This is a genomic window from Pseudomonas koreensis (assembly GCF_036668835.1).
Lineage (GTDB): Bacteria > Pseudomonadota > Gammaproteobacteria > Pseudomonadales > Pseudomonadaceae > Aquipseudomonas > Aquipseudomonas koreensis_I.
Window position 1 is genome coordinate 574,037 of sequence record NZ_JAZEVW010000001.1, and the last position, 12,206, is coordinate 586,242.

Annotated in this window: 15 protein-coding genes; 8 read left to right on the forward strand and 7 right to left on the reverse strand. The window is 61.0% G+C overall.

The genetic code is table 11. From position 1 onward, the window contains the following. Window positions 1–133 precede the first annotated feature (133 nt). Together V6F91_RS02500 and V6F91_RS02505 are read left to right on the forward strand one after the other, a co-directional pair. Window positions 134–271 (forward strand): hypothetical protein, encoded by a 138-nt coding sequence (locus tag V6F91_RS02500; protein WP_003222780.1) that lies wholly within the window; start codon window positions 134–136, stop codon window positions 269–271. 72 nt (window positions 272–343) lie between these two features. Then, window positions 344–1,309, forward strand: a complete 966-nt coding sequence (locus V6F91_RS02505; protein ID WP_332762075.1) for a leucyl aminopeptidase — start codon at window positions 344–346, stop codon at window positions 1,307–1,309. A gap of 123 nt (window positions 1,310–1,432) precedes the next feature. Here the strand turns inward: V6F91_RS02505 and rluB are convergent, their stop codons facing one another. From rluB to V6F91_RS02535, 6 genes are all read right to left on the reverse strand, one after another. Continuing rightward, complete coding sequence (gene rluB / locus V6F91_RS02510; RefSeq protein WP_332762077.1) at window positions 1,433–2,653, reverse strand: 23S rRNA pseudouridine(2605) synthase RluB; 1,221 nt, start codon at window positions 2,651–2,653, stop codon at window positions 1,433–1,435. Between the two features lie 143 nt (window positions 2,654–2,796). Then, window positions 2,797–2,988, reverse strand: coding sequence for a DUF1289 domain-containing protein (locus V6F91_RS02515; protein ID WP_332762079.1), 192 nt, complete (start codon window positions 2,986–2,988; stop codon window positions 2,797–2,799). Between the two features lie 144 nt (window positions 2,989–3,132). Further along, window positions 3,133–4,098, reverse strand: a complete 966-nt coding sequence (gene scpB / locus V6F91_RS02520; RefSeq protein ID WP_332762081.1) for an SMC-Scp complex subunit ScpB — start codon at window positions 4,096–4,098, stop codon at window positions 3,133–3,135. 11 nt (window positions 4,099–4,109) lie between these two features. Then, window positions 4,110–4,808 (reverse strand): segregation and condensation protein A, encoded by a 699-nt coding sequence (locus V6F91_RS02525; RefSeq protein ID WP_172828192.1) that lies wholly within the window; start codon window positions 4,806–4,808, stop codon window positions 4,110–4,112. Between the two features lie 123 nt (window positions 4,809–4,931). Beyond that, window positions 4,932–5,561, reverse strand: coding sequence for an L-threonylcarbamoyladenylate synthase (locus tag V6F91_RS02530; protein ID WP_016771124.1), 630 nt, complete (start codon window positions 5,559–5,561; stop codon window positions 4,932–4,934). 13 nt (window positions 5,562–5,574) lie between these two features. After that, window positions 5,575–6,438 (reverse strand): PHP domain-containing protein, encoded by an 864-nt coding sequence (locus V6F91_RS02535; protein ID WP_332762082.1) that lies wholly within the window; start codon window positions 6,436–6,438, stop codon window positions 5,575–5,577. Window positions 6,439–6,525: 87 nt separating this feature from the next. Here V6F91_RS02535 and V6F91_RS02540 point away from each other — a divergent pair, with 87 nt between their 5' ends. From V6F91_RS02540 to V6F91_RS02565, 6 genes are all read left to right on the forward strand, one after another. Beyond that, the gene (locus V6F91_RS02540) at window positions 6,526–7,122 is read left to right on the forward strand and encodes a septation protein A (RefSeq protein ID WP_093103567.1); all 597 of its coding nucleotides are present in this window, start codon (window positions 6,526–6,528) and stop codon (window positions 7,120–7,122) included. Between the two features lies 1 nt (window position 7,123). After that, complete coding sequence (locus V6F91_RS02545; RefSeq protein WP_007919677.1) at window positions 7,124–7,423, forward strand: YciI family protein; 300 nt, start codon at window positions 7,124–7,126, stop codon at window positions 7,421–7,423. 109 nt (window positions 7,424–7,532) lie between these two features. Continuing rightward, the gene (locus V6F91_RS02550) at window positions 7,533–7,943 is read left to right on the forward strand and encodes a translation initiation factor 2 (protein ID WP_332762085.1); all 411 of its coding nucleotides are present in this window, start codon (window positions 7,533–7,535) and stop codon (window positions 7,941–7,943) included. 7 nt (window positions 7,944–7,950) lie between these two features. Further along, window positions 7,951–8,628 (forward strand): response regulator transcription factor, encoded by a 678-nt coding sequence (locus V6F91_RS02555; protein ID WP_332762087.1) that lies wholly within the window; start codon window positions 7,951–7,953, stop codon window positions 8,626–8,628. Between the two features lie 713 nt (window positions 8,629–9,341). After that, window positions 9,342–9,794: a Spy/CpxP family protein refolding chaperone gene (locus V6F91_RS02560; RefSeq protein WP_332762089.1), complete on the forward strand. Its 453-nt coding sequence runs from the start codon at window positions 9,342–9,344 to the stop codon at window positions 9,792–9,794. A gap of 132 nt (window positions 9,795–9,926) precedes the next feature. Beyond that, complete coding sequence (locus tag V6F91_RS02565) at window positions 9,927–11,267, forward strand: HAMP domain-containing sensor histidine kinase (protein WP_332762090.1); 1,341 nt, start codon at window positions 9,927–9,929, stop codon at window positions 11,265–11,267. Window positions 11,268–11,544: 277 nt separating this feature from the next. Here the strand turns inward: V6F91_RS02565 and V6F91_RS02570 are convergent, their stop codons facing one another. Beyond that, complete coding sequence (locus V6F91_RS02570; protein ID WP_332762091.1) at window positions 11,545–12,111, reverse strand: nitroreductase family protein; 567 nt, start codon at window positions 12,109–12,111, stop codon at window positions 11,545–11,547. Between the last annotated feature and the right edge of the window lie 95 nt (window positions 12,112–12,206).

Genomic DNA, 12,206 nt, shown 5'->3' on the forward strand with positions numbered 1-12,206 from the left:
GAACAAAAAGTCTATTTAAAAATTAAATGGATAATTTTTTGCATTACAAAAGCCGCTGAACTAGGTTTTTCACGACTCGCCGGCCACCTCGACCGGCCAGTCATAAACCGTGAAAGTCATCAGGAGATCGACCATGCAAGCACTGGAAAAAGACTTGGATACCGAACTGCAACTGGACGAATGGTTTGAAGCACCGACCCATGAGGCCGCCGTGGAAATGATGCAAGCCGACGCGGTCGTGCCGTTCGGCACGGCGATGTGGCCTCTGTAAGACATCCCCGGGCAGGCACGGTCCGGCCGGTCGTGCCTGCCGCTTCATTTCCCGGTCAGTCAGGGAGGACTCATGGATAAGCCCCGCGCCATCTCGCATTTCCTTTACTACCTCGAACACCACCCTGCCCTTGCCGGCCTCGATTCGGCGAAGGTATTGCTCGGCCACACCGCCGATTACGAAGCCCTGACCGGCGCCATCGCCGAACAGGCCAGCGAGCACTCGCGCTTCCGTTTCAGCGCCCGCCGCCTGGACCTGGAAAGCACCGCAGCGCTGGCCGAGGCGATTGCCGACAGCGATCTGTACATTTTCTTCTACGACTCTTCGACTTTGCCCAACCCGCGCCCCGACGGCCCGGAGTTCGTCCGCGCGCTGCAAGCGGTGATGGCGGAAAACTGGAAGAAGTCGCTGCTGTTCAAGGATTACGGCGATTATTTCTACGACACCTTCAGCGTCACCCCGCAGCGCATCGCCGGCCTCAACAGCCATTTGATCCAGCGCATGTCGCAGGCGACCACGTTGAGCTTCAAGGACGATGACGGCTCATGGTTCGAGACGCCGCTGAGCAGCATCAAGAAATGGACCGACATCAACGGTGTCGGCAACTTCGACCTGGCCCCAGGCGAAATCGCCACGCACAGCGAAGCCATCAACGGTCATGTGAAATTCAAGGGCACCTTCCTCAGCACCATTCCGTTTGCGCGCAAGTACGGCGTGCTGGAATCGCCGCTGGAATTGTGGATCGAGAACTCGACCATCAGCCGCATCGCCACCGACGTGCCGGGGCTGGAGCATGATTTCAACAAATACCTGGAAGCCAACCCGTCGAACCGGCGGATCGAGGAACTGGGGATTGGCACCAATGAAGGCGTGAAGGATTTGTACGCGCGCAATGCCGGGTTCGAGGAGCGGCATTGTGGGTTGCATCTTGGCTTGGGTGGTGGCGCCAAGGGCAGTCATCACCTGGACCTGATCTTTTCGGGTGGGGTATTGGCGCTGGATGACAAGCCGGTGTTTGATGGGCGGTTTGTGTTTTAAGAGCCGCTGCAAGCGGCAAGTTTCAAGCCGCAAGCACAAAGCAAAAATCAAGAGCAAAAAAACGCCAACCTCAAAGGTTGGCGTTTCTACTTGCAGCTTGCAGCTTAAAACTTGCAGCTGTCTTTATTCCGGCTTGCGACGTCCGAAACCCGGACGCTGCCCCGAGCCGGCCGGTGCGCCGCGGCGCTTGCCCGAGGGCTTGTCGCCGTCGACCAGTTTGATCCCCGGACGCTTCGGCGCCGGTTTGGCCGGGCGCTTGTTGGTGGTGTCCGCCGGACGATCCGCCACTGGCGTACCGCGACCGGCCGGTGCACGACCTTCGCCACGCTCGGTACGACCGTTGGCCGGACGCGGAGCGCGCTCGCCGTCACGAGCGACCGGCTTGCGACCTGGACGCTCGCCTTCGATCTGCGGCTCACGGCTCGGGCGTGGCCCGGTTGGCGCGCCAGCGGCTGGACGCAGGGTGCGCACGCGCTCGGTCTTGGCCATCGGGCGCGACGATTTGCGCTGCATGCGTTCCAGTTTGTCCTTGCTCTTGGCGTTCAACTGCGGCATCGCCACCGGCGTCAGGCCAACTTCGGCGCTGAGCACGTCGACTTCGTACTGGCTCATTTCGCGCCAGCGGCCCATCGGCAGGTCGGAGTTGAGGAACACCGGACCGAAACGCACGCGCTTCAGACGGCTGACCACCAGACCCTGCGATTCCCACAGACGGCGCACTTCACGGTTGCGTCCTTCCATGACCACGCAGTGGTACCAGTGGTTGAAACCTTCGCCGCCCGGTGCCTGTTGAATGTCGGTGAAACGCGCCGGGCCGTCTTCCAGCACCACGCCGGCTTTCAGACGCTCGATCATCTCGTCGTCGACTTCACCGCGTACACGCACGGCGTATTCACGGTCCATCTCGTAGGACGGGTGCATCAGGCGGTTGGCCAGCTCACCGTCGGTGGTGAACATCAGCAGACCGGTGGTGTTGATGTCGAGACGGCCGATGTTGATCCAGCGGCCTTCTTTCGGACGTGGCAGCTTGTCAAACACGGTCGGACGGCCTTCCGGGTCGTCACGGGTGCAGATTTCGCCATCAGGCTTGTTGTACATGATCACGCGGCGGACCGACTCGGCGGCTTCTTCGCGCTTGATCACCTTGCCATCGATGGTGATGGCGTCGTGCATGTCGACGCGCAGGCCGAGGGTGGCGTCTTTGCCATTGACCTTGATGCGGCCCTGGCTGATCCAGGATTCGACGTCACGGCGCGAGCCGACGCCGATACGCGCAAGGACTTTCTGCAGCTTTTCGCCTGCAGGGCCGATTTCCTGGTCGTCTTTCTGATTGATGTCACTCATCTGGGCACCTCCCGGTGTGGTCTGGTTCAGGCGGCGCCTGAAGCATTGGAATCTGGTCTTCGGCCGAAGGGATCGGCGAAGGGTCGCGAATCATACGCGGATGTACGGCATTGCGCATCAGAGACTAGCTGATCGATCGCCAGTTATTTGTTTTTCCGCCGACCGGCACCGCGCAGTTTGATCAGGCGTAACGCGGCTTCGGCGAGCACGGTGCGCTTGTCGTCCTTGTCGAGTTTCTTCCAGGCCTTGATTTCGCGCTTGCTGCGACCGCAGCCGAGGCAAATGTCGTCGCGGAATTTGCAGAGGCTGATGCAGGGGTCTTTGGTGGAACTCATTTGATATTCCTGGCTTACGCTAAACCCTGTGGGAGCGAGCTTGCTCGCGAAGGCGGCACCTCAGATACATCATCTTTGAATGACACTCCGCTTTCGCGAGCAAGCTCGCTCCCACAGGGCCATCATTATTCACGGAAATTTCGCTCAGTCCTTGAACTCGCGCCGTTCGGCCTCGATCGCTTCGGCCAGCGCGCGGGCTTCGGCTTCTTCTTCGCTGAGTTCGGGTTCTGGCTGCTCAAAGGCGGCAACCGCGGCCAGGAGCTTCTCGCGGGCCTCGGCCACGCCGAGAATATCTTCTTCCGGTTCAGCGTCCGGCGCGGTTTCAACTTCAACTTCAATAAGCGGCTCGGCGAGCTCGCTTTCAAGCTCGGGCGGCGGCGCTTCGCTATCCGCTGCATCCCGCAGCAAATCGTCAAAGTCGGTCTTGATCCCCTCTTCCATGCTGTCCAGCTCCAGCAGCAGGGAGTGGAAACTGGTTTCTTCCTTCTCTTCCTCTGGCTCGGCGCTGGCATCGGCCAGTTCCTGCAAGCCCTGCGGCACCGGCGCATCGTCGAAATCGAGGACCGGTTCGGCTTCCATCTCGCGCAGTTCGGCCAGCGGCGGCAGGTCTTCGAGGTTCTTCAGGTTGAAGTGATCGAGAAACGCTTTGGTAGTGGCGAACATCGCCGGCTTGCCCGGCACGTCGCGGTAACCGACGACGCGGATCCACTCACGCTCGAGCAGGGTTTTGGTGATGTTGCTGTTGACCGCCACGCCACGCACGTCTTCGATCTCGCCACGGGTAATCGGCTGGCGATAGGCGATCAGCGCGATGGTCTCGAGCAAGGCGCGCGAATAACGTTGCGGGCGCTCTTCCCAGAGTCGGCCAACCCACGGCGAAAACTTCTCGCGAATCTGCAAACGGTAGCCCGACGAGACTTCCTTGAGCTCGAAGGCACGGCCCTCGCAGGACTTGCCCAGCAAAGTCAGGGCTTTCTTGAAGACTGCCGGCTCCGGCCGCTCGCCTTCTTCGAACAGTTCATACAGGCGCTCAAGCGATTGCGGCTTTCCCGAGGCCAACAGAAAGGCTTCAAGCAGGGGCGCCAGCTCGCGGGGTTCAGTCAGGTTCATACAAGGACTCGTTATTCGGCTCGGGCTCGCACGTGGATCGCGGCGAACGGCTCATTCTGCACCAGCTCGACCAAGGATTCCTTGACCAGTTCAAGGATCGCCATAAAGGTCACCACCACACCGAGGCGACCTTCTTCGGCGGTAAACAGCTCGACAAACGGCACGAAGCCGCCGCCCTTGAGCCGTTCCAGCACATCGCTCATGCGCTCGCGGGTGGACAGCGCTTCGCGACTGACCTGGTGACTCTCGAACATGTCGCCACGGCGCAACACTTCGGCCATGCACATCAGAATCTCTTCCAGCGCCACGTCGGGCAACAGCTTGCGCGCTCGCGCTTCCGGCGCATCCAGCTTGGGCACGATCACATCGCGACCGACCCGGCTCAGGCCGTCGATACCTTCGGCAGCCGCCTTGAAGCGTTCGTATTCCTGCAAGCGGCGGATCAGTTCGGCGCGCGGGTCATCCTCTTCGTCTTCGACGGTTTCGGCACGCGGCAGAAGCATGCGCGATTTGATCTCGGCGAGCATCGCCGCCATCACCAGATACTCGGCGGCCAGTTCCAGTCGCACCGACTGCATCAGCTCGACATACCCCATGTACTGGCGGGTGATTTCCGCCACCGGAATGTCGAGGATGTTGATGTTCTGTTTGCGGATCAGGTACAGCAGCAGGTCGAGCGGGCCCTCGAAAGCTTCAAGGAAGACTTCCAGCGCATCCGGCGGAATGTACAAATCCAGCGGCATTTCCATGACCGCCTGGCCATAGACCATGGCAAACGGCAGTTCCTGCTGGGCGCCGGCCTGGGGATCGACGACGGTTTCCACTGCGGACATTCAGGCCTCGACCATGAACGGCGTCGGATCGCCGCAACCGACGCGGACCACTTCCGGATCGTCGCCGGTGAGGTCAATCACCGTGGACGCCTTGATGCCGCCAAAACCGCCATCGATGATCAGATCGACCTGGTGCTCGAGCAACTGGCGCATTTCGTACGGATCGCTGAGTGGGTCTTCGTCGCCGGGCATGATCAGCGTCACGCTCATCAGCGGCTCGCCCAGTTCGGCCAGCAGCGCCAGCGCGATCGGATGGCTCGGCACACGCAGGCCGATAGTGCGCTTCTTCGGGTGCAGCAACAGACGCGGCACTTCGCGGGTGGCGTTGAGAATAAAGGTGTACGGGCCTGGCAGATGCGCCTTGAGGATACGGAACGTGCCGGTGTCGATCTTGGCGTAGTTGCCCAATTGCGACAGGTCGCTGCAGATCAGCGCAAAATTGTGTTTCTCGTCGAGCTGACGCAAACGGCGCACGCGCTCGATGGCGGTCTTGTCGCCGATCTGGCAACCGATCGCGTAGGAAGAATCCGTGGGATAGATCACCACCCCGCCCTTGCGGATGATCTCGACCGCCTGTTTGATCAGGCGCGCTTGCGGGTTTTCCGGATGTATCTGGAAAAATTGACTCACATTCTCTACCTGTTCAGACGGCGGCAATAACTGGGTCATGTTTGAACCGACACCACAGGGGTGGAAGGTCCTCGGGAACCGGCCGGTACTGGCCGATCTCGGACCAGCCGCCAGGGCCATGGAAGTCACTGCCGGCGCTGACCAGCAGACCGAACTCACGAGCAAGGATCGCCAGGCTGCCCACTTGCTCCGCAGGCTGATAACCATTGACCACTTCAATGGCATGCCCGCCCGCTTGAATATAGTCGGCAATCAGCTTGCGGCGCTTGCTGCGGGTGAAATCATAGTGCCAAGGGTGCGCCAGGCTGACCCAGGCACCGGCGGCGCGCAGCGTGCCAACGGTATCTTCCAGTGTCGGCCAGTGCAATTTGACGTCCCCCAGCTTGCCGGCGCCGAGCCATTTGCGAAATGCCTCGGCGCGATCCTTTACGAAACCTTCACGCACCATCCAGTCGGCGAAATGCGGACGGGCCGGCGCGTTGCCGCTGTCGCCCAGTTCCTGCTGGATTTGCCGGGCGCCGTCGAGGGCACCGGGCATGCCTTTGAGGGCGAGTTTGCGGCTTATTTCTTCCGACCGCAGCCAGCGACCATCGTGCAATTTGGCGATCGCTTCGACCAACGGCGCGGCGTTGACGTCGAAACCGTAGCCCAGCACATGAATGGTCGCCCCGCCCCAGGTGCAGGACAACTCGACGCCGTTGATCAGTTGCATGCCCAGTTCAGTGGCGGCCGTACGCGCTTCGGCGAGGCCTTCCAGCGTGTCGTGATCGGTCAACGCCAGGACCTGCACGCCGTTTTCGAACGCACGCGCAACCAGAACCGCAGGCGCCAGGGCGCCGTCGGAGGCCGTGCTGTGGCAGTGCAAATCAACATTCACGGGGAGTTGTAACCTCAAATCAGCTGGCGCTATCGCGCGCCCATATGTTTGTTATTATGCCGCCACATCCAGCTTCTGGCTCTCACTGTGAAACAATTCATCGATTTCATCCCGCTTCTGCTGTTTTTCATCGTTTACAAACTTGATCCACGGGTCGTCGATATCGCCGGCCAGCAAGTGACCGTAGGCGGTATCTACAGCGCCACGGCGATGCTGATCATCAGCTCACTGGTGGTCTACGGCGCGCTGTTCATCAAGCAGCGCAAGCTGGAAAAGAGCCAATGGCTGACCCTGATCGCCTGCCTGGTGTTCGGCAGCCTGACGCTGGCCTTCCACAGCGAGACCTTCCTTAAATGGAAGGCGCCGGTGGTCAACTGGCTGTTCGCCGCGGCCTTCATCGGCAGCCACTTCATCGGTGACCGCTTGCTGATCAAACGCATCATGGGCCACGCGCTGACCCTGCCGGACCCGGTCTGGACGCGCCTGAACATCGCCTGGATCGGGTTTTTCCTGTTCTGCGGAGCCGCCAACCTGTTCGTCGCCTTCACCTTCCAGAGCATCTGGGTCGATTTCAAGGTGTTCGGCAGCCTGGGCATGACCGTGCTGTTCCTGGTCGCACAGGGCGTTTACCTGTCGCGTCACCTGCATGACGCCGATACCACAACACCAAAAACCGAGGACTGACATGCTCTACGCCATCATTGCCACCGACGTCGCCAACTCGCTCGAAGCCCGCCTCGCCGCGCGCCCGGCGCATCTGGAACGCCTGCAAGCGCTCAAGGGCGAAGGCCGCATCGTGCTCGCCGGCCCGCACCCGGCGGTCGACAGCAATGATCCCGGCGCAGCGGGTTTCACCGGCAGCCTGATCGTCGCCGAATTCGACTCGCTGAGCGCCGCGCAGGCCTGGGCGGACGCCGATCCGTACATCGCCGCCGGCGTCTACGCCAATGTCGTGGTCAAGCCGTTCAAGCAAGTCCTGCCTTAAGCCTGTCCCCGCGCGATGAACCTTGTCGGTTCATCGCGTTCTCAATCGCTCATTATTCTCGTTTGCCTGCCGACAACCTGCCCAATATCCATTGCAAACAGGTGTCGCGATGCGCAAGGGTCCGTTGTGTCTGATGTGGGTCACGTTGTCGATCATGGCGCCCGCCCATGGTGAGGAAGTCACTGATGGCGGCAGTTCCACGCCATTTTCGCTGAGTGCCGGCAGCCAGATCACCGAGTTGCAGCAGCGCCTCAAGGCCAGCGAGCAACAACGAGAAGAACTGAGCAAACAACTGCAAAATGCCGACAACACCCGTGAAAGCGCCCAGCTTGCCCGGTTGCGCCAGGAGAACCAGCGTCTGAAGCTGCAACTCAAGGAAGCGCAGGCCAGTCCGCTGCCGCGTCTGCTGACCGATCAGCAACAGTGGTTCGTCACGGGCGCCGGGGTAGCGCTATTGGCGCTGCTCTGCGGTATCTTTGCCAGTGGAGCAAGCCGAAAACGTCGGCAATGGCTAAATTGAGTGAGTCATGAGCGAGCTGTTATTGATTGATGATGACCAGGAGTTGTGCGAACTCCTGAGTAGCTGGTTGAGCCAGGAAGGCTTCCAGGTGCGCGCCTGCCACGATGGCCAGAGTGCCCGCAAGGCCCTGGCCGAAACCGCTCCGGCGGCGGTGGTGCTGGACGTGATGCTGCCCGACGGCAGCGGTCTGGAACTGCTCAAGCAGTTGCGCAACGATCACGCCGATCTGCCGGTGCTGATGCTCTCGGCCCGCGGCGAGCCGCTGGACCGCATTCTCGGTCTGGAGCTGGGCGCCGACGATTATCTGGCCAAACCTTGCGATCCGCGCGAACTGACTGCACGCCTGCGCGCCGTGTTGCGCCGCAGCCACCCGGCGGCGGTGTCGACGCAGCTTGAGCTGGGTGATTTGAGTTTCAGCCCGGTGCGCGGTGTGGTCAGCATCGATGAAAAAGAGCAGACGCTCACCGTCTCTGAAAGCCGTTTGCTCGAAGCTTTGCTCAAGCAGCCTGGCGAGCCGCTGGACAAGCAGGAACTGGCGCAGATCGCCCTTGGCCGCAAGCTGACTCTGTATGACCGTAGCCTTGACATGCATGTCAGCAACTTGCGCAAGAAGATCGGCCCTCACCCGGACGGCCGGCCGCGGATCGTTGCGTTGCGTAGTCGGGGTTATTTCTACAGCCTTTGAGTTTGTGCGGTTCGCCTGTGCAGATTGCTGGCGATGGGGTGGGTTTTGGGGGCATATCCGTTGCTGCGGTAACGGCTCCTTATGGTTTCGCCCTTACGGCGAGTCCCTTTTTCAGACGCCAAAAAGGAACCAAAAGGCTTTGCTACTGCGTTCGGCCCTCGCAGGCTCGGGTTCCTTCGCTCCGGGATCGATCCGGGCGCAGCGGCTACGGTTTGCTGCGCTGCACCTCCTTGCGCTGTGTACGACTTCGTCGTACGGTCGCTGCGCTCCCACGCCCGGATCGTTCCCTCCACTCAGCCTTCCGATGTCGCTGGTCAGGCAAGATCAAGATCAAGGGCACTCGAGCTAACGCTCATTGTTGAGTGGTTAGAAGCGCCGCATGGCTTGAGATATTCGGTGGATTCGCCCCTCACCCCAGCCCTCTCCCCGAGGAGAGGGAGCCGATCTTTGGGCTTTTCAGAATTTGTGTTCGACTCGGTATTTCAGGTCGGCGTTGCTCTCGCATCCCCCCCGGTCAGTCCCCTCTCCCTCCGGGAGAGGGCTAGGGTGAGGGGCTTTTGACGTTGCTTTTAATCTTCAAGCGCCCGGGGTATGTCAGCTCGATGACAAAGCGTCTTTACCCAAGCTTTACGCTGCCCTGACCGCCGCTGACCTTGATCTGCGTAATCTGCACTCATCCGGAACGTACCGGGAACGAGACAAGGAGATACACCATGCGCAAGACTCTTATCGCTCTGATGTTCGCTGCCGCTCTGCCAACCGTGGCCATGGCCATGCCGCAGGATGGGGGCCCGATGGGTGGCCCGCTTGACGGTCCGCGCCACGGCGGTCAGATGCACGGTGGCATGCACAGCAAGGGCCCGTACAGCCAGCTCGATCTGTCCCGCGAACAGCGCGAGCAGATCCGCAAGATCATGGGCGAGCAGATGCACGAGCGTAAGCAAGTGGTGGACAAGTACCTGGCAAAACTGTCGCCTGCCGACCAGAAAGCCATGAAGGACGAGATCGCGGCCAACCACAAGAAAGCCGAGTCCGATGTTCGCGCCCTGCTGAAGCCGGAGCAGCAGAAGCAGTTCGACGAGATCCAGAAAAAGCGCGCTGAACGCCGTGCCGAGTGGGCCGAGTTCAAAGCCTGGAAAGCGCAGCAGGCGCAAAAGGCGCAATAATGGTTTGACCCTGGGCCCGACGGCTGACCCCGTCGGGCCTGTTTTCAGCGATCCACATGTAGGAGTGAGGCTGCTCGCTATCGCGAGCAGGCTCACTCCTACATTGGGTTTTGTTTGTTTTGAGGAGTTTCTGTGCGTTCACTGTTCTGGCGTATTCTCGCAAGCTTCTGGCTGGCCATTGCTCTGGTCGCGGGGCTGTCGATTCTGCTCGGGCACATGCTCAACCAGGACGCGTGGATTCTCAGCCGCCATCCCGGCCTCAATACGCTGGCCAGCGAATGGACGCAAACCTACGAAGCCCAGGGCGAAGAGGCCGCGCAGGACATCCTCGAACAGCGCAAGCGCCAGTATCACATCGACGTTCAAGTGCTCAATGAAACCGGCGACCCGGTAGTTCGCGGCACCTTCCCGCGCCGTGCCGCCGCCTTCGAAGCGCGTCAGAACAACGATGACCGCCGCTTGCCGTGGCGGCGCCTGACCGATGAAATCACCAGTGAAAAAACCGGTGACACCTACCTGTTCATCTACCGCATACCCCACCCGGAACTCGATGCCTGGCACCGCGAAAGCCTCCTCTGGCCGCTGAGTGCGCTGGGCATCGCGCTGGTGGTACTGACCCTGTTCAGTCTGCTGGTGACTTTCTCGATCACCCGTCCGCTCAGCCGTCTACGCGGTGCGGTGCATGATCTGGGGCAAGCTACCTATCAGCAGAACAGCCTGGCCAAACTGGCCAACCGACGCGATGAATTCGGCGTCCTCGCCACCGACTTCAACCGCATGGGCGCGCGCCTGCAAAGCCTGATCGCCAGTCAACGGCAGTTGCTGCGCGATGTCTCCCATGAATTGCGTTCGCCGCTGGCACGCCTGCGCATTGCCTTGGCACTGGCGGAACGGGCGAACCCGCAAGAACGGGAAAAACTCTGGCCACGGCTGACCCGCGAATGTGATCGGCTGGAAGCGTTGATCAGTGAGATTCTGGTATTGGCGCGGGTCGATGCCGACAACGCCAGTGCCGAAGAGGTGGACCTGAATGCGCTGCTCGGCGCCTTGCAGAAAGATGCGCAACTGGGCTCGCCGGAACAGACAGTACGTCTCGAAGCTGAACAGCCACTTCATCTGAAAGGCTGGCCGACGATGATCGAGCGTGCGGTGGATAATCTGCTGCGCAACGCGCAGCGCTTCAATCCGCCGGAGCAGCCAATTCAATTGCAGGCCTCGCGTCAGGGCGAGCGGATTGTCATCAGCGTGCGCGACCACGGGCCGGGCGTGCAGGCTGAGCATCTGAATCAATTGGGCGAGCCGTTTTACCGGGCGCCGGGGCAGACGGCGGCGGGGCATGGGCTGGGTCTGGCGATTGCCAAGCGGGCGGCGGAGCGGCATGGCGGCACGCTGACGCTGGCCAATCATCCGCAGGGTGGGTTTGTGGCGAGTCTGGAATTGCCGCTTGTTCCTGGTGCGGTGGTGCAGCCATAAGAGCCGCCCTCACCCCAGCCCTCTCCCGGAGGGAGAGGGGGCCGACCGAGGTGTCCGGGCGTAATGCATCGACCTCAAAGACCGAGTCGATTCTGGATTCGCAGGAACAACACGTCATGCGTCTGCGCCGACTCGGGACTCGCAGAAACAACACGTCCTGCGTCTGAGTCGATTCTGGATTCAGCGAAAATTACTCAGGTCGGCGAACCTCTATAGCATCCCCCAATCAGTCCCCTCTCCCTCCGGGAGAGGGCTAGGGTGAGGGTGCTCTTGATCTTCAGTCTTTACCAGGCCAAGCGCTGACGAATTCGCTCAGATCAACCTTTTCAGCCACACGCGGTTCTTTCTGCGGGGTGCCAAGGTACAAGAATGCGATGACTTCTTCGCCTTCTGCCAACCCCAAGCCTTTTGCCACATGACTGGAATACGCCAGATCCCCAGTACGCCAAACCGCACCAATCCCCTGCGCATACGCCGCCAGTAAAATCCCGTGCGCCGCGCACCCGGCCGCGAGCAACTGCTCGGCCTTCGGGTATTTGACGTGCTCCTGCAATTTCGCAATCACCACCACCACCAGCGGGGCACGCAGCGGGCCGTTGCGGGCCTTGTCGATCATCGCTTCGGTGACTTCGCCTGCCTGCATTTGCGCAGCCTCGGCCAGCAACTCGCCCATTTGCTCACGCGCGGCGCCTTCAACGGTCAGGAAACGATACGGCTGCAGATGGCCGTGATCCGGCGCGCGCAAGGCGGCGCCAAACAGGGCTTCGCGCTGCTCGGCAGTGGGGGCCGGTTCGACCAGTCGGGGAACGGAAACACGGTTGAGCAACGCGTCGAGAGCCTGCATCGGCCACCTCCTTTGAAAAATGTGCGGCTATTCTAGCTTTAACTGTGCAGCGCCTGCCGGTTTACATGCCCTGCCCCGCAGGTAGAATGGCGCCC